The sequence below is a fragment of the Arthrobacter sp. P1_B4 genome, assembly GCF_056406555.1.
The window spans coordinates 172996-197129 of sequence record NZ_JBFTZW010000001.1 but is presented as its reverse complement, the minus strand read 5'-3'; the positions used below and the strand labels follow the sequence as shown (position 1 = coordinate 197129).

At 68.5% G+C, this 24134-nt stretch carries 24 protein-coding genes; 20 read left to right on the top strand and 4 right to left on the bottom strand.

Annotation, left to right across the window (positions count from 1 at the left end):
* Window positions 1-241: 241 nt before the first annotated feature.
* The 3 genes from AC1D1W_RS00935 to AC1D1W_RS00925 all read left to right on the top strand — a co-directional run bounded on the left by AC1D1W_RS00935 (window position 242) and on the right by AC1D1W_RS00925 (window position 1886).
* Window positions 242-568: a rhodanese-like domain-containing protein gene (locus AC1D1W_RS00935; RefSeq protein ID WP_028275982.1), complete on the top strand. Its 327-nt coding sequence runs from the start codon at window positions 242-244 to the stop codon at window positions 566-568.
* 18 nt (window positions 569-586) lie between these two features.
* Window positions 587-1570, top strand: coding sequence for a prephenate dehydratase (gene pheA / locus AC1D1W_RS00930; RefSeq protein WP_243178298.1), 984 nt, complete (start codon window positions 587-589; stop codon window positions 1568-1570).
* A 94-nt stretch (window positions 1571-1664) separates the two neighbouring features.
* The gene (locus tag AC1D1W_RS00925) at window positions 1665-1886 is read left to right on the top strand and encodes a hypothetical protein (RefSeq protein WP_018774949.1); all 222 of its coding nucleotides are present in this window, start codon (window positions 1665-1667) and stop codon (window positions 1884-1886) included.
* Between the two features lie 48 nt (window positions 1887-1934).
* On the opposite strand, the gene AC1D1W_RS00920 is transcribed toward AC1D1W_RS00925, so the two are convergent.
* Window positions 1935-2999, bottom strand: coding sequence for a diacylglycerol/lipid kinase family protein (locus AC1D1W_RS00920; RefSeq protein ID WP_028275984.1), 1065 nt, complete (start codon window positions 2997-2999; stop codon window positions 1935-1937).
* Between the two features lie 78 nt (window positions 3000-3077).
* Between AC1D1W_RS00920 and serS the strand changes: the two genes are divergently transcribed.
* Window positions 3078-4358 carry a serine--tRNA ligase gene (serS, locus tag AC1D1W_RS00915; RefSeq protein WP_028275985.1) on the top strand — a complete coding sequence of 427 codons (1281 nt, stop codon included), beginning with the start codon at window positions 3078-3080 and terminating at the stop codon, window positions 4356-4358.
* 145 nt (window positions 4359-4503) lie between these two features.
* On the top strand, window positions 4504-5439 hold the full coding sequence (locus tag AC1D1W_RS00910; protein ID WP_476942699.1) for an HAD family hydrolase: 936 nt from the start codon (window positions 4504-4506) through the stop codon (window positions 5437-5439).
* Between the two features lie 54 nt (window positions 5440-5493).
* On the opposite strand, the gene AC1D1W_RS00905 is transcribed toward AC1D1W_RS00910, so the two are convergent.
* Entirely contained in the window at window positions 5494-6093 is a 600-nt protein-coding gene (locus AC1D1W_RS00905; protein ID WP_243178301.1) for a hypothetical protein, read from the bottom strand.
* 175 nt (window positions 6094-6268) lie between these two features.
* Between AC1D1W_RS00905 and AC1D1W_RS00900 the strand changes: the two genes are divergently transcribed.
* Window positions 6269-8707: a phosphoketolase family protein gene (locus AC1D1W_RS00900; RefSeq protein WP_476942733.1), complete on the top strand. Its 2439-nt coding sequence runs from the start codon at window positions 6269-6271 to the stop codon at window positions 8705-8707.
* A gap of 15 nt (window positions 8708-8722) precedes the next feature.
* Here the strand turns inward: AC1D1W_RS00900 and AC1D1W_RS00895 are convergent, their stop codons facing one another.
* Window positions 8723-9475 carry a DUF429 domain-containing protein gene (locus tag AC1D1W_RS00895; protein WP_243178302.1) on the bottom strand — a complete coding sequence of 251 codons (753 nt, stop codon included), beginning with the start codon at window positions 9473-9475 and terminating at the stop codon, window positions 8723-8725.
* Between the two features lie 127 nt (window positions 9476-9602).
* Window positions 9603-10094, bottom strand: a complete 492-nt coding sequence (locus AC1D1W_RS00890; protein WP_018774943.1) for an inorganic diphosphatase — start codon at window positions 10092-10094, stop codon at window positions 9603-9605.
* A gap of 142 nt (window positions 10095-10236) precedes the next feature.
* On the opposite strand from AC1D1W_RS00890, the gene dacB reads away from it, so the two are divergent.
* From dacB to panC, 14 genes are all read left to right on the top strand, one after another.
* Window positions 10237-11730 carry a D-alanyl-D-alanine carboxypeptidase/D-alanyl-D-alanine endopeptidase gene (gene dacB, locus AC1D1W_RS00885; protein ID WP_476942698.1) on the top strand — a complete coding sequence of 498 codons (1494 nt, stop codon included), beginning with the start codon at window positions 10237-10239 and terminating at the stop codon, window positions 11728-11730.
* A 134-nt stretch (window positions 11731-11864) separates the two neighbouring features.
* Window positions 11865-13025, top strand: a complete 1161-nt coding sequence (locus AC1D1W_RS00880; RefSeq protein WP_476942697.1) for a zinc-dependent metalloprotease — start codon at window positions 11865-11867, stop codon at window positions 13023-13025.
* A 98-nt stretch (window positions 13026-13123) separates the two neighbouring features.
* Window positions 13124-14158 (top strand): tRNA lysidine(34) synthetase TilS, encoded by a 1035-nt coding sequence (tilS, locus tag AC1D1W_RS00875; RefSeq protein WP_243178425.1) that lies wholly within the window; start codon window positions 13124-13126, stop codon window positions 14156-14158.
* 30 nt (window positions 14159-14188) lie between these two features.
* The gene (gene hpt, locus AC1D1W_RS00870; protein ID WP_018774939.1) at window positions 14189-14740 is read left to right on the top strand and encodes a hypoxanthine phosphoribosyltransferase; all 552 of its coding nucleotides are present in this window, start codon (window positions 14189-14191) and stop codon (window positions 14738-14740) included.
* Window positions 14741-14938: 198 nt separating this feature from the next.
* The gene (ftsH, locus tag AC1D1W_RS00865; protein ID WP_028276931.1) at window positions 14939-17005 is read left to right on the top strand and encodes an ATP-dependent zinc metalloprotease FtsH; all 2067 of its coding nucleotides are present in this window, start codon (window positions 14939-14941) and stop codon (window positions 17003-17005) included.
* A gap of 9 nt (window positions 17006-17014) precedes the next feature.
* Window positions 17015-17659, top strand: a complete 645-nt coding sequence (gene folE / locus AC1D1W_RS00860; RefSeq protein WP_230007204.1) for a GTP cyclohydrolase I FolE — start codon at window positions 17015-17017, stop codon at window positions 17657-17659.
* A gap of 11 nt (window positions 17660-17670) precedes the next feature.
* Window positions 17671-18612, top strand: coding sequence for a dihydropteroate synthase (folP, locus tag AC1D1W_RS00855; protein WP_476942696.1), 942 nt, complete (start codon window positions 17671-17673; stop codon window positions 18610-18612).
* Window positions 18613-18624: 12 nt separating this feature from the next.
* A complete protein-coding gene (gene folB, locus AC1D1W_RS00850; RefSeq protein WP_476942695.1) occupies window positions 18625-18984 on the top strand; it encodes a dihydroneopterin aldolase in 360 nt (119 codons plus the stop codon).
* The gene (gene folK / locus AC1D1W_RS00845; RefSeq protein ID WP_476942694.1) at window positions 18981-19550 is read left to right on the top strand and encodes a 2-amino-4-hydroxy-6-hydroxymethyldihydropteridine diphosphokinase; all 570 of its coding nucleotides are present in this window, start codon (window positions 18981-18983) and stop codon (window positions 19548-19550) included. Before folB ends, folK begins: the two co-directional genes overlap by 4 nt.
* Window positions 19547-20071 (top strand): DUF3180 domain-containing protein, encoded by a 525-nt coding sequence (locus tag AC1D1W_RS00840; RefSeq protein WP_028276927.1) that lies wholly within the window; start codon window positions 19547-19549, stop codon window positions 20069-20071. The genes folK and AC1D1W_RS00840 overlap by 4 nt, the downstream gene beginning before the upstream one ends.
* A complete protein-coding gene (locus AC1D1W_RS00835; protein ID WP_243178305.1) occupies window positions 20052-20564 on the top strand; it encodes a PH domain-containing protein in 513 nt (170 codons plus the stop codon). Before AC1D1W_RS00840 ends, AC1D1W_RS00835 begins: the two co-directional genes overlap by 20 nt.
* 18 nt (window positions 20565-20582) lie before the next feature.
* A complete protein-coding gene (locus AC1D1W_RS00830; RefSeq protein WP_243178306.1) occupies window positions 20583-22181 on the top strand; it encodes a PH domain-containing protein in 1599 nt (532 codons plus the stop codon).
* Entirely contained in the window at window positions 22174-23094 is a 921-nt protein-coding gene (locus AC1D1W_RS00825) for a Rossmann-like and DUF2520 domain-containing protein (RefSeq protein ID WP_476942693.1), read from the top strand. The genes AC1D1W_RS00830 and AC1D1W_RS00825 overlap by 8 nt, the downstream gene beginning before the upstream one ends.
* Window position 23095: 1 nt before the next feature.
* Window positions 23096-23998, top strand: a complete 903-nt coding sequence (gene panC, locus AC1D1W_RS00820) for a pantoate--beta-alanine ligase (protein ID WP_243178307.1) — start codon at window positions 23096-23098, stop codon at window positions 23996-23998.
* Window positions 23999-24134: the final 136 nt, after the last annotated feature.

Here is a 24134-nt window from a genome sequence, read left to right as displayed (position 1 = left end):
GGGGGACATGCCCATTCCTGGGACCGGCGGAAGGACACATTTGCATCATGCCCAGCGCTCGCGGCCAAGGCGGGGCATGTCCCGTGGCGCGGGCCGCGGACCGGCCGCTCCGCGGGGTGTTCGGCAGCCATGAGGTCTCCTTTGCGGTCCCCAGAAGCGTAACGTGCCGCCAGCGGGCGTGCGGTGCCAGCGGCGGGGGATACGCTGGGATCGGAGCTTGAATTCTGCGGAAAGGGTCAACATGAGCGACTTCCAGAGCGTAAGCGTGTCTGGCATCCCCGATGGTGCCAAGATCGTGGACGTCCGCGAGGACTATGAGTGGGCTGCGGGCCACGCCGAGGGTGCCCTGCACATTCCCATGGACCAGTTGCCCTCCCGGATTGAGGAGCTGGACCCGGACGAGGACGTCTACGTCATCTGCCGCACCGGCGGCCGCTCCTTCCGGGCCACCCAGTGGCTGGTCGGAATGGGATATTCCGCCGTGAATGTGGCCGGCGGCATGGACCAGTGGGTTGAGACCGGCATGCCGCTGGTGTCCGACAACGGCCTCAAACCGGTTGTCCTGTAACTGAAGAAGGAAGAACTGATGCCCGCACCGACGCTCACCTACACATTCCTCGGACCCGAGGGCACCTTCACCGAAGCGGCCCTGATGCAGGTCCCGGACGCGGCGGAGGCCATCCGCATCCCGTCCTCGAATGTGAACACGGCGCTGGACAAGGTGCGGGACGGCTCCGCCGATGCGGCCATGGTACCGATCGAAAACTCGGTCGAGGGCGGGGTCACCGCCACCCTCGACGCCATCGCCACCGGCCAGGAACTCAGGATCCTCCGGGAGGCCCTGGTGCCCATCAGCTTCGTCCTGGTGGCCAGGCCCGGCGTGGCGCTCGGGGACATCCGGCGTGTCTCCACCCACGGCCATGCCTGGGCCCAGTGCAGGCTCTGGGTGGACGCCAATATTCCCAATGCTGAATACATCCCCGGTTCTTCCACCGCCGCTGCCGCCATGGGCTTGCTGGATGGTGACGGCGCCCACTACGACGCCGCGATCTGCGCCCCGATCGTGGCCACCGAACAGCCGGGCCTGATGGTGCTGGCGGAAAACATCGGCGACAACCCCGGAGCCGTCACCCGGTTCGTGCTGGTGGGCCGCCCGGGTGAACTGCCGGCCCCCACCGGAGCCGACAAGACCACTGTCGTGGTGCCGCTGCCCGAAGACCGGCCGGGTGCGCTGATGGAGATCCTGGACCAGTTCGCCACCCGCGGCGTGAACCTGAGCCGGATCGAATCCCGGCCCACCGGGCAGTACCTGGGCCACTATTTCTTCAGCATTGACGCCGACGGCCATGTCGCCGACGCCCGGGTGGCCGACGCGCTCGCGGGTCTTCACCGGATCAGCCCGGCCACCCGCTTCCTCGGGTCCTACCAGCGTGCCGACGGCCACCGGACCAGCGTCGCGCCGCATACCTCCGACCAGGCATTCCGCGCCGCGCATGCGTGGGTGAAAGACATACTGGGCGGCGCATCTGCTGTGCCGGAATATACCCCGGGGGCTTCGCCCAGAGCGTAGGCGAATGCCATATGGCGCACTTCCACCCCCTCCCAACTGTGCGTATGCTTGCCTGATCCATATTGGGGAATTCCCCTACGGGAGGGAGCGGGTCATGTCAGGCACCAGCACAGAAAATGACGGCCAGGGAATGATTGTCAATCCCAAGCCGACAGCTGAAAATCAGGACTGGGACGGCGACGACGCCGACCGCGCGGACCGCCTGCGCTTCGAAGAGGAGCAGGCAATGATCCGTGAGCAGTCCGAAGCCCGGGCCGCCAAGGCTGCGGCCGAGGCGAAGAAGGCGGCAGAGGCCAAGAAGGCCGCCAGCGCCTAGTCCCTCGCTCCTGGCGCGCTGCAGTGGCGCGCTCCAGCCGCCGTCGGCCTAGCGGCCTTCGGTGCCGTCCTTGACCCTCACCAGCAGGGATCCCGGGTCCACCTCGACGGTGACCATCGTGGCCTCGCCGGAAGGATCGCCGTCGACCTGGGTGGGCATCGGTTCCGGGCACCGAATAGTGATCTTGCCGCACCGGTAATAGGTCATGACCGGCAGGTCCTTCTTGTGCTTCAGGACGATCTTTGTGTACATGGCCAGCCAGCCGATCGCACTGCGCGGGCTCATCACCACCACGTCCAGCATCCCGTCATCGATCATGGCCTGCGGGATGAAGTCGATTCCCCCGGGGATTAGGCCGCAGTTCGCGAACAGGACGCTGCGGATCTTCCGGGCCTGCTCAGGCTGGCCATCCAGCGCGATGGAGACCTTCTTGCGGCGCCCCAGAAGGTGCCGGGCCCCGGCTTCCGTGTACGCCAGCCAGCCCACCGCCCTCTTCAGGCCGTCAAGGGTGTCGCTGACTACTTCGGCGTCCATGCCGATGCCTGCAATCACCAGGAACGTGTGTTGCGCTGACTCCCCGGTGAGCGAATTTTCCAGGGTGAGCCGCGCCGTATCGATGAACCGCTGGTCCCCGAACAGGGCGGCCTGCACGTTGCCGGGCAGGTCGTTGACCTCCAGATGCACATTGCGGGCCAGGAGGTTTGCGGTGCCCAGCGGGATCACGCCCATGGCGGTGTCCGTCCCGGCGAGGACCTCCGCCACTACACGCACGGTACCGTCGCCGCCGCCGGCCAGGACGACGTCGGCCCCGTAGGCCACCGCAGCCCGCGCCTGCGAGAAGCCGGGGTCCTCTGCGGTGGTTTCAAAGACGCGGGGCGCCGGCCAGCCGGCCGCCGCGCACGCTGCCTCAATCAGGCCACGGGCCTCGGCAGACTTGGCCTTGATGGGGTTCAGGACCACGGCCACCTTCTGGCGGCCCGGGCCCGGGCTGTGGGTTTCCTCCCACACGGCACTGCGGGTGTGCTTGGCCTTCAGCCGGCGCACCCCCCACCAGCTGGAGACGGCAAAGACCAGGGCCCCAGCGATGACGAGGTAGAGCAGCCAGTCGCGCATTGTGATCCAACAGTATCCCGCCAGCGCATGCAGGCCGGCTTGCCGGGCAACCGTGACCGGATTGGATACTCTTGTCTGGTGATCGACGTAAAAGACCTCAGCGAAAATCCGGACAAGTTCCGTGCCAGCCAGCGCGCCCGGGGCGCCGACGAATCCGCGGTGGACGCGATCATCGCTGGGGACTCGGCCCGGCGGGCAGCCCTGATCCGGTTCGAGAACCTGCGGGCCGAGCAGAATGCGTACGGGAAGAAGGTCGCGCAGGCCAAGGGCGAGGAAAAGCAGGCCCTCCTAGCCGAGGTCAAGGCTCTGGCGGCCTCCGTTAAAGCGGCATCGGCCGAGGCCGATCTCGTCCAGGCCGCCCAGGACGAACTCCTCCGGACCATCCCCAACCTGATCGAGGACGGCGTCCCGGCCGGCGGTGAGGACGACTACATTGTGGTCAAGACGGTGGGCGCGCCGCGCGAATTCCCCGACTTCGAGCCGAAGGACCACCTCGAGATCGGCGAGCTGATCGGGGCCATCGACATGGAACGCGGGGCGAAGGTTTCCGGTTCACGCTTCTACTTCCTGCGCGGCGTCGGCGCCCGGCTTGAAATGGCGCTGCTCCAGATGGCCATGGAACAGGCGATCGACGCCGGGTTCGTCCCCATGATCACGCCCACCCTGGTCCGCCCGGAAACCATGCAGGGCACCGGCTTTGACGTCAAGCACGACGCCGAGATCTACCGTCTCGCCGAAGACGACCTGTACCTCGTGGGCACCTCGGAGGTGGCCCTCGCCGGCTACCACGCCGACGAGATCCTGGACCTTTCGGCCGGCCCCATCCGCTATGCCGGCCAGAGCTCGTGCTACCGGCGCGAGGCGGGCTCGCACGGCAAGGACACCCGCGGCATCATCCGGGTCCACCAGTTCAACAAGGTGGAGATGTTCATCTACACCACGGTTGAGGACGCTGCCGCCGAGCACGCCCGCCTGCTGGCATGGGAAGAGGAGATGCTGGCCAAGTGCGAGCTCCCGTACCGCGTCATTGACACCGCCGCCGGCGATCTGGGCAATTCCGCGGCCCGGAAGTTTGACTGTGAGGCCTGGGTCCCCACCCAGGGCGCATATCGGGAGCTGACCTCGACGTCGAACTGCACCACGTTCCAGGCGCGCCGGCTGAACATCCGGGAACGGGTTCTGAACGAGGACGGCGCGCCCAAGGGCACGCGGGCGGTCGCCACGCTCAACGGCACCCTGGCCACCACCCGCTGGATCGTCGCCATCCTGGAGCACCACCAGAACCCCGACGGCTCCGTCAACGTCCCCGCCGCCCTGCAGAAGTACCTCGGCGGCATGACGGTTTTCCCCGTCCTCTAACCCCGGTCCCGACCCCAGCCAGGCCTCCGATGGCCGCCGGGTAAACGCCCACAACAAGGACATTATGTGGGTGTTTACCGCAAGTTCACGCCTTGCTGTGGCGTGTGTCCTAGCGGCAGTCGGGGGTCTCTGCTCTACTTGTGAGATGACAACAATGACTGAATCCTCAGTCGCCGGCAACGATGACCGGCGCACCACACACCAGAACATGACAAACCAGAACACGACAGACCAGAACACGGCGGCCCCGGCCAGCGCGGCCCGGGTGGGAAACTCCCGGAACCGAGCCGGCGACAAGATGCTGATCGCCCTGGACGTCGATGGCACCCTTGTGGACCACGACGGGCATATGTCGGTTCCTGTCCGAGAGGCCGCCCAGGCCGTGGTGGCCGCAGGCCACCACGTCATGATCGCGACCGGCCGCTCCCTCAACGCCACATTGCCCGTCATCGAACATATCGGGATCGAGAACGGTTACGCCGTGTGCTCCAACGGCGGTGTGATCCTGCGCGTCGACTCCGGACTGCCCGAGGGCTACGAAATCCTCCACAAGGCAACGTTTGACCCCGGGCCGGTCCTTCGCGCGCTGCGCAAGCGGTTGCCCTCGGCCAAGTACGCGCTCGAGGACGGGGACGGCAACTTCCTGTCCACAGAACGCTTCCAGGACGCCAGCTTCGGCGTCGAAGCGGTCGGCGTCGACTTCCAGACCATGCTGGAGGCTACCGCCGTGCGCGTGGTGGTCTTCAGCTCGGAGAATACGCCCGAAGAATTCAACACCGCGATCCGCCACATCGGGCTCGCCGGCGTCACGTATTCGGTGGGCTGGACGGCGTGGCTGGACATCGCCGCTGCCGGTGTCACGAAGGCCAGCGCACTGGAACAGCTCCGCGACCGGCTCAGCATCGAAACGCACCGTACTGTCGCCGTCGGCGACGGCCGCAATGACATCGAGATGCTGACCTGGGCGCGCCGCGGCGTGGCCATGGGCCAGGCCCCCGTTGAGGTGATTGCCGCTGCTGACGAAGTGACGAAATCGGTCTACGACGACGGCGCCGCGCACGTGCTTCGCAGCCTCCTCTAAGGCCTCAAGGGCGCGGCAAACGGTCGGGCGGTTCCGAGGAGGGGCCGGGACGGGCTAGCGGACGTCGAGGATGAGGCTCAGGAGCCGCGCCGCAGCGGGCCGGGCCGCGTGCTCTTCGTTCCACTGGGACCGGGCCACGGCCTTGCTCACGGCCTGGGTGGTGATCCCGAGTTCCTCTGCGACCGTCTTCTGCTGACCCCGAACCCCCGGGGTGAGCAGGTCCAGTACCCGCCATTCCGCCTGGCTGCGGTCGTGCACGATGTGGCCCAGGAGGCGCAGCACGGCTTCCGCCTCTGCGGCAAGATCGGCCAGCGGGCCCTCCACGGCCACCCGGACGCGGTCCTTGTGGTTCCGGAGACGATCCACCGCGCGCCGGGCGTAGATCAGCCCGTGCCCGGAGGCGTCCTTGATCTGGTTCGGCAGGGGTTCATTGACCGGGCCCACGCCAATGCCCACGTACCAGCTGCCGCTGCGCAGGGCGATCATGGCCGCTTCCACCGTCTGATGCGGACAGTCCAGGATCCCTTGGACCTCATCCTCAACGGAACGATCGAAATCAAGGCGCGCCGGAATGTGCCGCAGGTCCTTGAGGAGCTGCGGCACGCGGTCGCCGTCGCGCCGGCTGTCGGTTTGATTGATGGTCAGCGTGAACATTCTGGATGACACACTACCTGCTGGCACTTGCGGGGCAAGTTGCCGGCGGCCGGTGACGGACCGGGGTTGTGCCCCGTCCGCCGAACGTGTTGCGATGGACCAAATGTGCCGACGCAGGAACCACGAGGCGAGGATCCCAGTGAGTAGTGACGTGAATGGAACCACCCGCGCACAGATGCCGGCCGAGGGCTCGTCCCTGGACAATGCGGTCCTGGACACAGGGATCCTGGACACCGCGGCCCTGGACCTGGTGGACCTCTGGTGGCGGGCGGCGAACTACGTCTCGGTGGGGCAAATCTACCTCCGGTCCAATCCGCTGCTGCGCGAACCCCTCCGCGCGGAACACACGAAGTCCAGGCTCCTTGGTCACTGGGGGACCACACCCGGACTGAATTTTGTCTATGCCCACCTGAACCGGGCTATCCGCCGGGACAGCCAGCAGATGCTCTTCATCGCCGGTCCCGGCCATGGCGGCCCCGCGGTGGTCGCCAACGCCTGGCTGGAGGGGACCTATTCGGAAATTTACGGCCACGTTGGTAACGACGAAGCCGGCCTGTCCGAGCTGTTCAGGCAGTTCTCCTACCCCGGCGGCATTCCAAGCCACGCCGCCCCGGAGACCCCCGGTTCGATCAGCGAAGGCGGCGAGCTCGGCTACTCGCTGGCACACGCGTATGGGTCTGTCTTCGACAACCCGGACCTGATCACGGCCGTCGTCATCGGTGACGGCGAAGCCGAGACCGGGCCGCTGGCTGCCAGCTGGCATTCGCACAACTTCCTGAACCCGGCGGCCGACGGCGCTGTGCTGCCCATCCTGCACCTCAACGGTTACAAGATCGCCAACCCCACGATTTTGGCCCGTATGCCCGAGGCCCAGCTGGAACAGCTGCTGCGCGGCTACGGGCACGTCCCCCATTTCGTCACCGTGGCCGATCCGGCCGACACAGCCGCGGCGCACCGGGATTTCGCGGCCGCACTGGACGCCTGCCTGGCCGGGATCCGGACCATCCAGCAGCGCCACCGCAGCGGCACTGCGCAGGACGGCACTGCGCAGGACGGCACTGCGCAGGACGGTGCTGCGCAGTGGCCCATGATCGTGCTCCGTTCGCCCAAGGGCTGGACCGGGCCCAAGACGGTGGACGGGGAGCAGGTGGAGGGCACCTGGCGCAGCCACCAGGTTCCGCTGAACGAGGTCCGCACCAATCCTGGGCACCTGAGCCAGCTGCAGCAGTGGCTCGAGTCCTACCGGCCGGCGGAACTCTTCGACGATCGCGGACGCCTGAGGCCGGAGACGGCCAGGAACGCCCCGGCCGGTGCGCTGCGGATGAGCGCAACCCCCCATGCCAACGGCGGGATCCTGCTGCGCCCGCTCAACCTGCCGGACTACCGCCGGCACGCCGTCGACGTCGCCGAGCCCGGCATCGAAAGGATCAGCCCCATGGTGACGCTCGGCCCCTGGCTGCGCGACGTCATTGCGCTGAACCCCGAGACCTTCCGGCTCTTCGGCCCCGACGAGACGGCATCGAACCGGCTGCAGGGCGTCTACGAGGCCACCGACAAGGTCTGGCAGTACAGGATTGATGCGCTGGATGAGCATATTGCCCGCGCCGGGCGGGTAATGGAAGTCCTCAGCGAACACCTCTGCCAGGGCTGGCTGGAGGGATATCTGCTGACGGGACGGCACGGGGTGTTCAACTGCTACGAGGCGTTCATTCACATCATCGATTCGATGTTCAACCAGCACGCCAAATGGCTCAAAGTCCACCGGCAGCTGCCGTGGCGCCAGCCCGTGGCCTCACTGAACTACCTCTTGTCCTCCCACGTGTGGCAGCAGGACCACAACGGCTTTTCGCACCAGGATCCCGGCTTCATCGACCACGCCGTGAACAAGAAGGCCGAAATCATCCGGGTCTACCTGCCCCCGGACGCCAACACGCTTCTGGCCGTGATGGAGCATTGCCTGGCCTCCCGCGACTACGTCAACATCGTGGTCAGCGGCAAGCAGCCCTCGCCAACCTGGCTCGGGCCCGACGCGGCCTCGCACCATTGCCGCCGGGGCCTGGGCATCTGGGAGTTCGCCGGCTCCGAAGTCGCCGGTGAGGAGCCCGACGTCGTCCTTGCCTGCGCCGGCGACGTCCCCACGGTCGAAACCGTCGCCGCGGCCGAGCTCCTGAAGCAGGGGGCGCCCGGGCTGAAAGTGCGGGTGGTCAACGTCGTGGACCTCATGCGGCTCCAGGACGCCAGCGAGCACCCGCACGGGCTGACGGCCCGGGACTTCGACGGCATCTTCACGGCGGACAAACCGGTGATCTTCGCCTATCACGGCTACCCCGCGCTGATCCACCGGCTCACCTACCGGCGCACCAACCGGGAGGGCCTGCATGTTCGCGGCTACAAGGAGGAAGGCACCACCACGACCCCCTTCGACATGGCCATGCTGAACGGAATCGACCGCTTCCAGCTGGCAATTGACGCGATCGACCGGGTCCCCGGACTGGCCGGGAGGCACTCGCTGCTGCGCCAGTCCCTGCAGGACAGCCGCATGCAGGCCCGCGACCACACCCGGCAGTACGGTGAGGACCCGGCGGAGATCAGCAGCTGGTCGCTGCGGATTTGAGCAGCGCCCGCCGGGCTAGCCCGGGAGCTCCTGCAGCCCGCCCCGGGGCAGATGGATCCAGCCTTCGGTCAAGGCAGCCGCGGCGTGCCCGGGCCCGGGCCGCAGCGTCGCGCCGACGGCGACGGCCCGCGCGGACAGGGCGGCGATGAGGGCATCGAACATGTCATCGGACGCCGCAAGATCGGCCCGGTACTCCGCCAGGTCCAGCCACGGCGCCTTCACGGCCAGATCCGCCACCGCTGAGGACAGCTTTTCCGCCTCCGGCGCCCCGCGCCCCTTGTAGCCGCGGGCATGGATCCCCCAGAGCTTCAGCGACGCCGCCGGGTACACCTCGGCAAGCCGGCCGCTGCCGTCCCTGGCCTGCGGCCCGTACTCCTTTGCGATCTTCGCCTGGATCACCGCGCAACGCATCGCCGGGTGGGCCAGCCGGTCCGCGGAGACGCTGAGCGGGATCAGGCCGGTGCTGCCGGTGACGAAACGGTCGGTGTCGCGGTAGGCGAGCAGCCGGCGGCCCTCGATCCCGTCATGGTCCAGCACTGGATGTGGTTCAAAGCTCAGGTGCCCGGCGATGAAGGGAAGAAACGCGTCCGGCCAGCCCAGCGGGGAATCGATCCCCGTCATGGCGCTGGTGCCGAAGAGGCGGAGGATCTCCTCGTCGCCCACGTCCAACGACAGATGCGCCAGGCGCGCCGCGCCGTGATCCCATTCGATGACGGCCGCTGCCGTCTTCTTCGCGGCGGCAGCGAGGTCGACGCCGAGAGTCCGCATCACCGCGCCCCAGCCACTTGACTGAACGCCGATCGAAAAACGCCCAACAAAAACGCGGGGTCACGTACCGCCCGTTCCGGAACCCCGGATGGGCGGTACGTGACCCCGCGCTGGAGTACAGGAACGGTCAGTGGCCGGCTGCCGGAACGTAACGCTTGATGGAGGCTGCCAGTTCGGCTTCGGCGGCGGCACGGTCGCCCCAGCCCTCGGCCTTGACCCACTTGCCCGGCTCCAGGTCCTTGTAACGGGTAAAGAAGTGCTCGATTTCCTTGATCAGGAACTCGCTGACATCGCTGATCTCTTTGATGTGGTCGAACCGGGCATCGGTCGGGACGCACAGGACCTTGGCGTCGCCGCCGCCGTCGTCGGTCATGTTGAACACGCCGATCGGGCGGGACTCGACGATCACGCCGGGGTAGAGGTCGAAGTCCTGCAGGAGCACCAGCGCGTCCAGCGGATCTCCATCCTCGCCCAGGGTGTTCTCGAAGAAACCGTAGTGGGTGGGGTACTGCATCGACGTGAACAGGACGCGGTCCAGGCGGACGCGGCCGGTCTCGTGGTCGACTTCGTACTTGACGCGCGATCCTTTGGGGATCTCGATGGTCACGTCATGCTTCATGGAATGCTCCTTGACGAATTCAGGGGGTGCGCGGCACGTGCATAAGGGCTGTCGGTGCCGCCGACTACTATTGAGGATATAGCGAGAGGCGCTGGTTTCAGGAACTAGTGGGGACATTTCAGGACTAAGGACCAGCAGCAGCATGAAACCGAGAACCAGCCGCGAGGGTACCCAGCCGGTGCCCGGCAGGGGTCGCAGGATGCCGGCGCTGCTGCTCCAGACCCTCCTCGTGGTGGCAGTGGCTGTGCCGGCCGGCATCGCCATCTCCCCGGCGTTCCTCAGCCATGACGGGTCATCCGACGCCTCGCAGACAGCACCGCCCTGGCAGCAGATCCCCGCCACATTGAGCCCTCCCGGCAACAGTTTGGGGGCAGTCGGGGCCCTCAGCACTTCCGCGCCGGTTCCGGCCGGGGCCGCCCTCGCCGCGCAGTTGAACAAGACCCTTAGGCCCGACGGCGCCGGCACCTTCACCGGCATCGTCCAGGACGCCGCGACGGGGCAGGTCCTCTTCGACCGGGCTGCCGACGAGGCCCGCGTTCCGGCGTCGAACATGAAGCTCCTCACAGCCGGTGCGGCCCTGCGTGTCCTGGGCCCCGACCGCCGCTTCAGCACCCGCGTGCTGGCAGGGCCGACCCCCGGCTCGGTGGTCCTGACCGGCGGAGGTGATGTCCTCCTGGGCGCCGGAGAATCGGCCCCGGGCGCCGTTCTGGGCCGCGCCGGGCTGACCACGCTCGCGAAGGCCACTATCGATGCCCTCAAAGCCGGCGGCGTCACCGCCACGGTGAACGTCCTGCTGGATGACTCCCTCTTCAGCGGCCCCTCGCTCAGCCAGGCGTGGAGCCCAGAGGACGTAGCCGCCGGGGAGATGGCCCCGCTGTACCCGCTGGCGCTGAACTCCGCCAGGTTCGATCCCGCCAAGACCACCGGACCCCGCCCGCGGGACGCCGCCATGACCGCCGCCGAGGTGTTCGCCGCCCGGCTCACGGCGGCCGCGGCGGCCGGGGGGCTGTCCGTGGCCCCCGGCGTCGCCCGGGGCCGGCCCGGTGACGCGCCGGAGGGCGGGCACGCCAAAGTCCTGGCCGAGGTCCAGTCCGCCACGGTGGGGCAGCAGGTGGACTTGATGCTGCAGACCTCGGACAACTACCTCGCCGAGGTGATGGGACGGATGACCGCCCTCGGCGTCGGCCGGCCCGGCAGCAGCGACGACGCCATTGCCGCCGTGCTGCAGCAGGTCAAGGACATGGGCGTTCCCACTGACTCGCTCCGGGCCGCGGACGTCTCCGGCCTGGCCCTGGCCAACAGGGTCTCGGCCCGGCAGCTCACGGACGTGGTCCGGGCCATGACCTCGGGCACAGACCCCCGGCTGCGCGCCGCCCTGAGCGGGTTCCCGGTCGCCGGGCTCACCGGCACCCTGGGGGACCGCTACACGGATGCGGCCTCGGCCGCGGGCGCCGGGCTGGTCCGCGCCAAGACGGGCACACTGAACACAGTCATTGCGCTTAGCGGTTCCGTGGTCGACGCCGACGGCCGGCTCCTGGTCTTTTCCTTCGTCGGCAACGGGCTGACCCCCGGCGCCGCGAACAAAGCCGCGCTGGACCGCTCCGCCGCCGTCCTCGCCGGCTGCGGCTGCCGCTGACGGCGCGGGCCGGCCGGGACCCCGCGCAGGTCTGGCTCTTCGCGCCGGTCTGGCCCTTCGGCCGGAGGTCCCGGAGCCCGGCCGGTTCGCCGGTCAGCGAAAATTAAGGCGCATTGTCGGGGCCCTGTGATCTGATGGACCCCATGGAGTCCTCTGCAAGCGAGACATCAAGCGAGACATCACCCAAGACGCCGAGTGCGGCATCGGTCCAGGTCCCGGATCTCATCAACTGGGAGCTCGCCGCGTCCACGGCAGCCCGGCTGACGCCGGCGGGCCCCGTCCTGGGCAGCGCCGAGATCGGCGCCGCCGTCGAAAATCTGCGGCTCATGGCGGACATTTCCGTGCCGCACGTCCACCACATCACCGGCCTGGACGCCGCCCGGGACCTGCGTGACTCCGAGGTCCTCGTCGTGGACCGGGCCTCATGGGCCAAGGCCAACACGCAGAGCTTCGCCGTCATGCTCAAGCCCGCCATGGGAAAGATGCTGGAGGGCCGCGGTTCCATCAGCCCCGGCGCTGCCGGGGTCAGCGCGGCCATCACCGGCAGCCAGCTCGGCGCCATCCTGGCCTTCCTTTCGAGCAAAGTCCTGGGCCAGTACGATCCCTTCTCAGCGCTGGCCGAAAACTCCACGGCCCCCGCTTCCGGACGGCTGCTGCTCGTAGCGCCGAACATCATCTCCGTGGAACGCGAACTGAAAGTCGAACCCGCGGACTTCCGGCTCTGGGTCTGCCTCCACGAACAAACCCACCGGGTGCAGTTCGCCGCCGCACCGTGGCTGCGGCACCACATGCTCCAGGAGATCGAAAACCTCAGCGGACTGTTGCTGGGCAATGTCGATTCCCTGATGGAACGGGCCTCGGCGGCCGCGAAATCGCTGAAGGACCGCGCGGCACCCGGCGCCGCGCCCGGACGCGGCGCCATCCTGGACCTGCTTCAGAACCCGGAGGAAAAGGCGGCCCTGTCCCGCCTGACTGCCCTCATGAGCCTGCTCGAGGGTCACGCCAATGTGGTCATGGACGCCGTGGACGCCAGCATCGTTCCCTCGGTGAAGACCATCCGGCAACGTTTCAACGACCGCGGCCAGGACCGCGGCATGATCGAGAAATTCATCCGCAACCTGCTCGGCCTCGACGCCAAGATGCGCCAGTACAGTGACGGCGCCAAGTTCGTCCGGGAAGTGGTGGCCGCCGCCGGCATGGGAGGCTTCAACAGAGTCTGGGAGTCCGCGGACCACCTCCCCAGCGAACCCGAGATCCACGACTCCCGGCTCTGGCTCGACCGGATGGGCCTCTAGCCGCCATGACTGCCCCCGACGGCGCCGGTTCGACCTCGATTTCCAGCGGACGACGCCGGCCCGGCCGCCTCGCGCCGGTGGTCGGCACGGCACGAAAAATGCTGCAGGACGCCCTCGCCGCGGCCGGCTACCCGGACCGCGTCCTGGTTGCCTGCAGCGGCGGCCCGGACTCGCTGGCTCTCGCCGCCGTCGCCGCCTATTTCGGGCGCCGGGGCCACGTGGACGGCCATCCTGTCTCTGTCGGCGCCGTCGTCGTGGACCACCAGCTGCAGCCGGGCTCGGCCGCGGTCGCGGCCACCACGGCCCGGACCCTCGAGGAGCTCGGGATCTCTCCCGTGACGATCAGGACTGTCGACGTCGCCTCCAGCGGCGCGGGCCCCGAGGCCGCCGCCCGGGACGCCCGCCATGCGGCCCTTGAGGCCGCCGCGGACGAGGCAGGTGCAGCCGCGATCCTGCTCGGCCACACCCTCGATGACCAGGCCGAACAAGTGCTCCTGGGCCTGGCGCGCGGGTCGGGCACCCGGTCCCTCGCCGGGATGCGGCCGGCCCGCGGCCGGCTGCTGCGCCCGTTCCTGGGCCTGCGGCGCGCGGACACCCTGGAGATCTGCCGGGTGGAGGACCTGGAGCCCTGGCACGACCCGTCCAACACCGATCCCGTGTACGCGCGTTCCCGGACCCGGGTTGAGGTGCTGCCCCTGCTGGAGGACAAGCTTGGCCCCGGCGTTGCCGAATCGCTCGCCCGCACGGCCGCGATCCTGCAGCTCGACGCCGATTATCTGGAGGACGTGGCGAACGACACGTTCGAGCGGCTGCGCCAGCAGACAGGGGAGGAGATCAGCCTTCCGGAGGCCGGGCTGAGGGATCTTGCCCCGGCCGTGAGGTTCCGGGTGATCGCCAAGGCCGCCGCCGCCGTCGGCGGTCAGCAGCCCAGCTACCAGCGGCTGCTCGCGGCGGAAGCGCTCTTGCGCCGGCAGGGATCGGCCGGCCCGGTGGAGCTTCCCGGCGGGGTCAGCGTCTTCCGGCTCTCGCTCGCGCAGCTCCTTGCGGCGGAGCCGTCCGCCGCCGGTGTTCCCCGCGAAGCCGCCCGCTGTGGGAAGCTTGTATTCCGGCCTCAACAGCCGCCCCGAAATTAGTCGCACCCCGCATCTACACAGGAGCCATTGGTGGATTCAAACGACGTCCAGGCAGACCTCAAACACGTTCTCTACACCAAGGAACAGATCCAGCAACGGATCACCGAACTCGCGGCGCAGATCGACAAGGACTACGAGGGCCGCGACCTCCTGATCGTCGGCGTGCTCAAGGGCGCCGTAATGGTCATGGCAGACCTGGCCCGTGCGCTGCACACCCACGTCTCCATGGACTGGATGGCCGTGTCCTCGTACGGCTCGGGCACGCAGTCCTCAGGCGTGGTCCGCATCCTGAAGGACCTCGACACCGACCTCATGGGCAAAGACGTCCTGATCGTCGAGGACATCATCGATTCCGGCCTCACGCTGTCCTGGCTCAAGACGAACCTGGAATCGCGCGGCACGGCGTCAGTGGAAATCTGCACCGCCTTCCGTAAGCCGACTGCCGCCAAGGTCAAGATCGACGTCAAGTACGTCGGCTATGACATCCCCAACGAGTTCGTGGTGGGCTATGGCCTGGACTACGCCGAGAAGTACCGCAACCTGGACTTCGTCGGCACCCTGGCCCCGCACGTCTACGAGTAAATCGTTCACGCGAAGGCAACCCCGCCCGGGCCCCGGGCGGCCGGAGGCCCGGCCCCGCTACGCCCACAGGGAACTTTTGCCCTTTGCCGTGCGTGAGGTAGTGCGACGGTGTATAGCTAGAAGCTGACGCAGCACCACACGCGCGCAGACCGGTCGCCGTGCAGCACTACCAGGAGGGACGGGGCCAGCCCCGAACAGATGAAAGCTAAGAGTTTCTTCAAGGGCCCCGGCATCTGGATTGTCGTCGTGGTGGCCATGCTGCTGCTGGCATTTGCCACGCTTGCGCCGGGCGGCGCCAGCCGGATCGACACCGACAAGGGCCTTGAGCTGCTGACAGCCGGCGGCAAGGTTGAACAGGCCAAGATTTTTGACGCCGAGAACCGGGTGGACCTGGTCCTGAAGGACAACCTTCAGGTCGACGGGCAGGACAAGGGCAAGAACGTCCAGTTCTACTTCGTCAACGCCCGCGCCCAGGACGTCGTCAAGGCCGTCACGGACTCCAAACCGTCCGGCGGCTTCACCGACCAGCCGATCGAAAACAACTGGTTCTCCGGGCTCTTCTCCCTGCTGGTGCCCGTGCTGTTGCTCGGCGTCCTGTTCTGGTTCCTGCTCTCCCGGATGCAGGGCGGCGGCTCCAAGGTGATGCAGTTCGGCAAGTCCAAGGCCAAGCTCGTCAACAAGGACATGCCCCAGGTGACCTTCAGCGATGTCGCCGGCGCCGATGAGGCCGTCGAGGAACTCGAGGAGATCAAGGAATTCCTGCAGGAACCGGCCAAGTTCCAGGCCGTTGGCGCCAAAATCCCCAAGGGCGTGCTGCTCTACGGCCCCCCGGGCACCGGCAAAACCCTCCTGGCCCGCGCGGTTGCCGGCGAGGCCGGCGTACCCTTCTTCTCCATCTCAGGCTCCGACTTCGTGGAAATGTTCGTCGGCGTGGGTGCCTCCCGTGTCCGCGACCTCTTCGAGCAGGCCAAGTCCAACGCGCCGGCGATCATCTTCGTCGATGAGATCGACGCCGTCGGCCGGCACCGCGGCGCCGGAATCGGCGGCGGCAACGACGAGCGCGAGCAGACCCTGAACCAGCTGCTGGTGGAAATGGACGGCTTCGACGTCAAGACCAACGTCATCCTGATTGCCGCCACGAACCGCCCCGACGTCCTGGACCCCGCCCTGCTGCGTCCGGGCCGCTTTGACCGGCAGATCGGGGTTGAGGCCCCCGATTTGATCGGCCGCGACCAGATCCTGCAGGTGCACGCCAAGGGCAAGCCGATGGCTGCCGGCGTCGACCTCAAGGCTGTTGCCAAGAAGACACCCGGCTACACGGGCGCGGACCTGGCCAACGTTCTGAACGAGGCCGCCCTGCTGACGGCCCGGTCCAACGCCAACCTGATCGATGACCGCGCCCTGGACGAGGCGATTGACCGCGTCATGGCCGGCCCGCAGAAGCGCAGCCGGGTCATGAAGGAACACGAACGCAAAGTCACCGCGTACCACGAAGGCGGCCACGCCCTCGTCGCGGCTGCCCTGCGGAACTCCGCCCCGGTCACCAAGATCACCATCCTGCCCCGCGGCCGTGCCCTCGGCTACACCATGGTGGTCCCGGAAAACGACAAGTACTCCATCACCCGCAACGAGCTGCTCGACCAGATGGCCTACGCCATGGGCGGCCGCGTCGCCGAGGAACTCGTCTTCCACGATCCGTCCACGGGTGCATCCAATGACATCGAGAAGGCCACCGGGATCGCCCGGAAGATGGTCACCGAGTTCGGCATGAGCGAACGGGTCGGATCGGTGCGCCTCGGCCAGGGCGGCGGCGAGCCGTTCCTGGGCCGCGACGCCGGCCACGAGCGCAACTACTCGGACCAGATCGCCTACATCGTCGACGAGGAAGTGCGCCGCCTGATCGACGGCGCCCATGATGAGGCCTACGCCATCCTGACCGAGAACCGGGATGTCCTGGACGAGCTGGCGCTGGAACTGCTCGAACGCGAAACACTGAACCAGGCCGAAATCGCGCAAATATTCACCCACATCCGCAAGCGCGACTTCCGCGACGTCTGGCTCTCCAAGGAGACCCGCACGCTCCAGACCGCCGGCCCGGTGGAGTCACGCCGCGAAAAGGCGGAGCGTGAAGCCCAGGAGGAAGCCACCCACGCCCGGCTCGAAGAGCCCTTGGATGCCCAGCCCCCGCATGCCCAGGGCGTCGGCGGGCAGGAGTCCTTCCAGGGCGGTGCAACAGATATCGGGACTGATGGTCATCCCGGCTAGGCTTCTTCTGTGACTTCTAACTTCGACGACGACGTTCCCGCCCCCGCCGCTGCTTCGGCGGGGGACGGGGGAGCCCCGCATTCAAAGTCCAAAGTGGACCGCCCCAGGATCGAAGCGGCAGTACGGGAAATCCTGCTGGCGATCGGTGAGGACCCGGACCGCGGCGGCCTCATTGACACCCCGAAGCGGGTGGCCAAGGCCTACGTGGAAATGTTCGCAGGCCTGCACCACGACCCCGCCGAGATCCTGGCCACCACCTTCGACCTCGAGCACGAGGAACTCGTGCTGGTCAAGGACATTCCGTTCTATTCCACCTGCGAGCACCACCTGGTGCCGTTCCACGGGGTGGCGCATGTGGGCTATATCCCGTCCCACGACGGCAAGGTCACGGGCCTGAGCAAGCTGGCGCGCGTGGTGGACATGTTCGCCAAGCGCCCGCAGGTCCAGGAACGCCTGACCACCCAGATCGTCGAGGCCCTCGTCACGCACCTCAATCCGCGTGGCGCGATCGTCGTCGTCGAATGTGAACACCTGTGCATGTCCATGCGGGGAATCCGCAAGCCCGGCGCCAAGACCGTCACCAGCGCAGTGCGCGGGCAACTCCATGACCCGGCCACCCGTGCCGAAGCCATGAGCCTCATACTCGGAAGGTAAGAACACAGACCATGGACTCCCTAGCTGCAGCCCCGGGCACCGGCCCCGCCACTTCGCCCCTGCCCATCCTGCGCAAACCGCGCCCGGCGGCGAAGTTCCAGGACCTGCCCACGGACCGGACACTGGTGATGGGAATCCTCAACGTCACCCCTGATTCCTTCAGCGACGGCGGAGCCCACGCGACGGCGGACACGGCGATCGCGGCCGGGCTGCGGATGTTCTACGCCGGGGCGGACATCATTGACGTCGGCGGCGAATCCACCCGCCCGGGTGCCACGGTAGTCGGCGCTGACGAGGAACAGCGCCGCGTCCTGCCGGTCATCGAGGCCCTGGTCAAGGCCGGCGCCCTGGTCAGCATCGACACCACCCACGCCGCGACGGCTGCCGCGGCCCTGAAGGCCGGCGCCGCGATCATCAACGACGTCTCGGGCCTGACCATGGAACCGGAAATGGCCGAACTCGCCGCCCGCACCAAGGTCCCCTACATCCTCACGCACCGCCGCGGCGACGCCAGCAGCATGAACTCCCTGACGGACTACCGTGACGTCGCCGGGGAAGTCGTGACGGAGCTCGCCGGCGTCCGCGACAAGCTGTACGCCGCCGGGGTCGCGCCGGAACAGATCATTGTGGACCCGGGACTGGGCTTCGCCAAGAACGAGGGCCAGAACTGGGAGCTCCTGCAGCACCTGGATGTCCTGCAGGCCATGGGCCACAAGGTCCTCGTCGCCGGCTCACGCAAACGCTTCCTCGGCAGCCTCCTGACCGTGGCCGGCAAGGCCGCCCAGCCGGTTGAACGCGACGCCGCCACCGCCGCCATGACCGCCATCAGCGCCTTCCGCGGCGCCTGGGCTGTGCGCGTGCACGACGTCGGCGCGAGCCTGGACGCCGTCAAGGTCGCCGCCCGCATGGTTCCCCCGGCACCGGCCGGTTCCGCCACCGCCGGCACCAACTGACCGGCCGGCACCATGGATCAGATCACGCTGAGCGGCGTCACCGCCGTCGGCCATCACGGTGTGTTCGATTTCGAGCGCCGCGACGGGCAGCCCTTCGTTGTCGACGCGGTGCTGCACCTGGACTTCAGCAAAGCGGCCGCTTCCGACGACGTCCTGGACACCGCGCATTACGGCGAGGTGGCCAACTGCATCCGGGACTGGGTCACCGGTGAGCCGCTGAACCTGATCGAGGCCCTCGCGGTGCGGATTGCCGAGGACGTCCTGCAGAAATTCGCCGTCGCCGCCGTGGACATCACCGTGCACAAGCCCAAGGCCCCGATCGAAGTCGACTTTGGCGACGTCGCCGTCAGCGTGCACCGGAGGCGGACGTGAGCCCGCTCTACACCCGTGCCGTGATCGCGCTCGGCAGCAACCTGGGGGAGCGCAGCGACACCCTGTCCGCCGCCGTTGCAGACCTCGTCGACCCGCCGGAGGTGCGCCTGCTGGCCATCTCGCCGATCGTCCAGACCAAGGCCGTGGGAGGTCCGCCGGACCAGCCCGACTTCCTGAACATGGTGCTTGCCGTCGAGACGTCGCTGCCGCCGCTCGGACTGCTCGAGCACTGCCACGACGTGGAGCAGAAGCATTTGCGCGTGCGCGAGGTCCGGTGGGGGCCTCGGACCCTGGACGTGGACATCATCACGTACGGGGATGTGGTGAGCTCCGATCCCGAGCTCACCCTGCCCCACCCCCGGGCCGCGGAACGGGCGTTCGTGCTCTATCCGTGGTCGCTGATCGATCCCGCGGCGGAGCTCAACGGCGAACGCGTGGGCGATCTCGCGGCGAAAGCCGCCGATTTCGCCGACCTTGCCACCTTTGACGGCTTCCAGAACCCCGCCGCAGCGGATGTCACTGCCACGGAGATCACCGGCGTGCCCGGTGCGGCGGAGCGGCCGTGAAGCTGACCAGCCCCCTGCTCCTGCTGGCCATTTGCGTGGTCCTGGCCGTGGCCGGCTGGTTCGCCACCATGCTCTCCGGCCGCTACGGCCTGGCCACCCCGGTGCTGCCGCTGACGGGCCTGGTGACCATGGGCGTGATCGTGGCCCTCACGCTGGTGCTGGGCATCCGCGTGCTCCGGTGGCGCAACGGCAAGAAGAAGAAAATCCTCAACCCCATCCTGGCTGCCTGGACCCTGGTCCTCGCGCAGGCCTGCGCCTACACCGGCTCGGTCCTGCTGGGCTGGCACGCGGGAATCGTGGTGGAGCAACTGAGGCTGTGGAACCTGCGCAGCAACCAGGAGATCACCTGGCAGGCCCTGGCCATGGCTGGCGGCGGCCTGATCATGGTGATCGTCGGGCTCGTCGTCGAGCGGTTCTGCCGGATTCCCCCCGAGGACGGCGACGCCGATTCCCGGCCAGGCGTGCAGGGAAAGCGCAGCAAGCCGTCGGCGGAAGGCGAATATGCCTACCGAAGCGATTGATCCTCCGGGCATCGACTGGCTCCGGGTCTCCCCGAAGTACGTCACGGTGCGCCTCGCGGGGTGGGCGCTGGGAACCCTGGTCGCGGTGGCCCTGCTGTCGCTTCCCCTCATCCTGGTGCTGACCGGCGTGTGGACCTGGCTGCCGGTCTGGCTGGCCGTCGCCCTCCCCGCGGTCGCGCTGCTGCTGGCCCTGTGGCGGCTCGCGCTGATTCCCCGGCAGGTGCGCTCGATCGGCTACGCCGAGCGTGAGGATGACCTCCTGATCCGGCGCGGCATTTTCTTCCAGCGCACCCTCGTGGTTCCTTACGGGCGGATGCAGTACGTCGACATCGCGGTGGGCCCGGTCGAACGCCAGCTGGGCCTGTGCACACTGAAGCTGCACACCGCGGCCGCCGCGACCAGCGCCGAGATTCCCGGGCTGCCCGCGAGCGAAGGCGCCCGGCTCCGCGAACAACTGTCCGCCCGCGGCGAAGCCCGGCTGGCCGGGCTGTGACGGGAAGGCCGTGACGGGATGGCGCTGACACCGGAGGATGCCGGACGCGCCGCCGACGCAACCGCCGTCGGATCCGGTATCGAAGGAACTGCCGACGCTGGCTGGCTGCGCGTACACCCCGCCTCGCCCTTTGTCCGCGGCTGGGTGGCGCTGGCTGCGCTGCTGTTCTTTTTTGGACGCGACAGTTTCGAACGGTTCCTGCAGGGCGGCCCGCTCTTTGACGAGCGGCTGGCCGGACGGGCGCCCTGGCTGCTGCTCGGGGGCGGCGCCCTGATTCTGCTGACCGTTCTCGGCTACGTCCTGAGCTGGTACTTCACCCGCTACCAGGTGGCCGGCGGCTACGTGCGAGTCAACACCGGGTTCCTGTTCAAGCAGCAGCGGCAGGCCAGGCTGGACCGGGTGCAGGCGATCGACGTCGTGCAACCCCTGCTTGCACGGATCTTCGGACTGGCTGAATTGCGGTTCGAAGTCGCCGACGCCGGCCAGTCCGCGGTGCGCCTGGCGTACCTGCGCGCGGACGAGGCCCGGCAGCTCCGCGCGATAATCCTGGCCCGCGCCTCCGGTGCCGCGGGCGGGACACCGGTGCGGGAGCCGGGAGACCCGGAGTCCGGAGAGCCGGCGGCCGCCGCCGTGGAAGCCCCGGAACAGGCCGTGCTCACCGTGCCGCCGCCGCGCCTGGTGGGCTCGCTGCTCCTGAGCGAACAAAGTGTCGTGATCCTGGCTGGCGGCATTGCCTCGGTGATGCTCTCCGCCGTCACGGAAAACCGGAACTTCACGGTCTTCCTGATCCCTGCCGCGATCGGGCTCATCGCCTCCTACTGGTCCTCGTTCAACAAGGGCTACAACTTCACGGCCGCCATCTCCCCGGACGGCATCCGGCTGCGCTACGGCCTGCTGGACACGCAGGCGCAGACCGTTCCGCCGGGCAGGATCCAGGCGCTGAAGGTCAGCCAGCCGCCGCTGTGGCGGATATTCGGCTGGTACCGGATCCAGGTCAACGTGGCCGGCTACGGCCTGGCCGGCAGCGCCGGCGAAGGATCGGCCCGAACCACGCTGCTTCCGGTGGGATACCTCGGCGACGTCATGGAAATCCTCTCCCTGGTGCTCCCGGATCCCGGGACCCCGGACCCGGTGGGGCTGTTCACCGCGGGGATCACCGGCCTCGCGGACCCTGCCGGGACCCCGGACAGCGCAGCGGGGAAGGACCCCGACGGCGGCTTCGTCACCAGCCCGCGCCGGGCCCGGTTCCTGGCGCCGCTGGGCTGGCGGCGCAACGGCTTCGCGGCAACGGAGACCGCCCTGCTCCTGAGGTCGGGCCGCTGGTGGCGGAACTTCGTGGTGGTGCCGCACCAGCGCACCCAGTCCATGGCGCTCCAGCAGGGCCCGCTCGCCCGGCGGTTCCGGGTGGCGGACCTGGTCCTGCACACCACGGCGGGTCCGGTGGCCCCGCGGCTCATCCAGGCCGGGCTCGACGAGGCCCGGGCCCTGTTCGATGCCCAGTCGGCCCGTGCCCGTGCCGCGCGCAAGCACCAAAAGAGCGAACACTGGCTGGAGCCGGCGGCCCAGCCGGCCGCACCACCCGCCGAAGACCCCCAGGAAGGCCCGCATCATGGCTAAACCAGGACGCCTCGGCGTCGGAATCATTGGCGCAGGGAAGGTCGGCGCCGTCCTGGGGGCGGCGCTGCGCGGAGCCGAGCACGCCGTCATCGGGGCGTCCGCCGTTTCGGACGCCAGCAAAGAACGCGTCGAAACGCTCCTGCCCGGCGTCCCGATCCTGGACGTGCAGGACATCGTGGAGCGGGCCGAACTGGTCCTGCTCGCCGTCCCGGACGATGCCCTGGGCCCGCTGGTGAACGGACTGGCCAAGCTCGGCGCCTGGCAGCCCGGCCAGCTCGTGGCGCACACCTCCGGGCGCTTCGGCGTCGGGATCCTGCATCCGGTCCGCGCCGCCGGTGCCGTGCCGCTCGCGCTGCACCCGGCCATGACGTTCACGGGCATGAGCCTGGACCTCACCAGGCTCCTGGACTGCACCTTCGGCGTCACGGCCGACGCAGCGATGCTGCCGATCGCCCAGGCACTCGTCGTCGAAATGGGCGCCGAGCCCGTCGCGATCGCCGAGGCCGACCGCGTCCTGTACCACGCTGCCCTCGCGCACGGCTCCAACCACCTGGTCACGCTCGTGGCGCAGGCCTCGCAGCTGCTCCGCGACGTCGGCGTCGACGCCCCGGACCGGATGCTGGGCCCGCTGCTGCGCGCCACCCTCGAGAACGCCCTCGCCTCCGGTGAAACGGCCCTGACCGGGCCCGTGGCCCGCGGCGACACCGGCACGGTGGCCGCGCACGCCGGCGCCCTCCGCGAGTACGACGGCGGCGCGGCCGGCGATATTCTTGAGGCGTACCTGGCCATGGCCCGGGCGACAGCCCGCCGGGCAGGAAGCCGCGGGCTCCTGAAGCCGGAACAACTCGAAGGCATCGAACAGGCGCTCGGCGGCCCCGGCCAGAACGGGACGCCCGCCCCGGAAGGACCCTGACATGGCAATCCAACTCGTCACCACTGCTGCCCAGCTCCGCGCCGCAAGCGCCCGGCTGCTGGCACAGAAGGGCGGCACGTCCCAGGGCCTCGTGCCCACCATGGGCGCCCTGCACGAGGGACATGCCCAGCTGGCCCGGACGGCCGTCGCCCAGAACGACGTCGTGGCGGCCACCATCTTCGTCAACCCGCTGCAGTTTGGCGAGGCGGCGGACCTCGAACGCTACCCCAGGACCCTCGACGCCGACCTCGCGCTGCTCGACGCCGAAGGGGTGGACCTGGCGTTCGCGCCGGGTGTTGAGGAGGTCTACCCCGGCGGGGCACCCCTTGTGCGGATCACTGCCGGACCCCTGGGCGAAAAATGGGAAGGCGCGTCCCGGCCGGGGCACTTCGACGGCGCGCTGACCGTCGTCGCGAAACTGCTCCACTACGGCATTCCTGGGGCCGGCCTGCCCGGGGGCGGCCAGCCCGCGTACCGCGCCTATTTCGGCCAGAAGGACGCGCAGCAGCTGGCCCTGGTCCAGCGCATGGTGGCTGACCTGAATTTTCCCGTGGAGATCGTGCCGGTGCCCATTGTGCGCTCGGCCGACGGCCTGGCGCTGTCCAGCCGCAACCGATTCCTCTCCGAAGACCAGCGCGAGGCGGCCCTGGTGCTCTCCCGCGCGCTGCGGCTCATCGAGGAGCGCGCCAACGCCCATGAGCCGCTGGACATCGAATCCGCGCAGGCCCTCGTCCGGTCCCAGCCGCTCGTGGAGCTGGACTATTTCGAGGTGGTGGATCCGCGCACCCTCGAGCCCCTCGCGGAGAACTGCCGGGACACCCCGTTCCGCGGCGAAGGGCTGGCGATCATCGCTGCCAAGGTCGGCCCTGTCCGCCTCATCGACAACGCGCCCCTGAACTCCTAGCCCCAACCCCACCACCAATAAGCAACGCGGGGTCAGATACGGCCCATGCCGCCGCCCGTCATCGGCTTATCCGAACCCGCGTTGTTTTCGCGGTGACGGGAATGCCCCCGGGCCCTAGACTGTTGGAACCTGCAGC

What these genes read in the sequence shown, in the direction of transcription:
- AC1D1W_RS00935 (WP_028275982.1), top strand. Translation starts at nt 242, where the DNA reads ATGAGCGACTTCCAGAGCGTAAGCGTGTCTGGCATCCCCGATGGTGCC.
- pheA (WP_243178298.1), top strand. Translation starts at nt 587, where the DNA reads ATGCCCGCACCGACGCTCACCTACACATTCCTCGGACCCGAGGGCACC.
- AC1D1W_RS00925 (WP_018774949.1), top strand. Translation starts at nt 1,665, where the DNA reads ATGTCAGGCACCAGCACAGAAAATGACGGCCAGGGAATGATTGTCAAT.
- AC1D1W_RS00920 (WP_028275984.1), bottom strand. Translation starts at nt 2,999, where the DNA reads ATGCGCGACTGGCTGCTCTACCTCGTCATCGCTGGGGCCCTGGTCTTT.
- AC1D1W_RS00910 (WP_476942699.1), top strand. Translation starts at nt 4,504, where the DNA reads ATGACAACAATGACTGAATCCTCAGTCGCCGGCAACGATGACCGGCGC.
- AC1D1W_RS00905 (WP_243178301.1), bottom strand. Translation starts at nt 6,093, where the DNA reads ATGTTCACGCTGACCATCAATCAAACCGACAGCCGGCGCGACGGCGAC.
- AC1D1W_RS00900 (WP_476942733.1), top strand. Translation starts at nt 6,269, where the DNA reads ATGCCGGCCGAGGGCTCGTCCCTGGACAATGCGGTCCTGGACACAGGG.
- AC1D1W_RS00895 (WP_243178302.1), bottom strand. Translation starts at nt 9,475, where the DNA reads ATGCGGACTCTCGGCGTCGACCTCGCTGCCGCCGCGAAGAAGACGGCA.
- AC1D1W_RS00890 (WP_018774943.1), bottom strand. Translation starts at nt 10,094, where the DNA reads ATGAAGCATGACGTGACCATCGAGATCCCCAAAGGATCGCGCGTCAAG.
- dacB (WP_476942698.1), top strand. Translation starts at nt 10,237, where the DNA reads ATGAAACCGAGAACCAGCCGCGAGGGTACCCAGCCGGTGCCCGGCAGG.
- AC1D1W_RS00880 (WP_476942697.1), top strand. Translation starts at nt 11,865, where the DNA reads ATGGACCCCATGGAGTCCTCTGCAAGCGAGACATCAAGCGAGACATCA.
- tilS (WP_243178425.1), top strand. Translation starts at nt 13,124, where the DNA reads ATGCTGCAGGACGCCCTCGCCGCGGCCGGCTACCCGGACCGCGTCCTG.
- ftsH (WP_028276931.1), top strand. Translation starts at nt 14,939, where the DNA reads ATGAAAGCTAAGAGTTTCTTCAAGGGCCCCGGCATCTGGATTGTCGTC.
- folP (WP_476942696.1), top strand. Translation starts at nt 17,671, where the DNA reads ATGGACTCCCTAGCTGCAGCCCCGGGCACCGGCCCCGCCACTTCGCCC.
- folB (WP_476942695.1), top strand. Translation starts at nt 18,625, where the DNA reads ATGGATCAGATCACGCTGAGCGGCGTCACCGCCGTCGGCCATCACGGT.
- AC1D1W_RS00835 (WP_243178305.1), top strand. Translation starts at nt 20,052, where the DNA reads ATGCCTACCGAAGCGATTGATCCTCCGGGCATCGACTGGCTCCGGGTC.
- AC1D1W_RS00830 (WP_243178306.1), top strand. Translation starts at nt 20,583, where the DNA reads ATGGCGCTGACACCGGAGGATGCCGGACGCGCCGCCGACGCAACCGCC.
- AC1D1W_RS00825 (WP_476942693.1), top strand. Translation starts at nt 22,174, where the DNA reads ATGGCTAAACCAGGACGCCTCGGCGTCGGAATCATTGGCGCAGGGAAG.
- panC (WP_243178307.1), top strand. Translation starts at nt 23,096, where the DNA reads ATGGCAATCCAACTCGTCACCACTGCTGCCCAGCTCCGCGCCGCAAGC.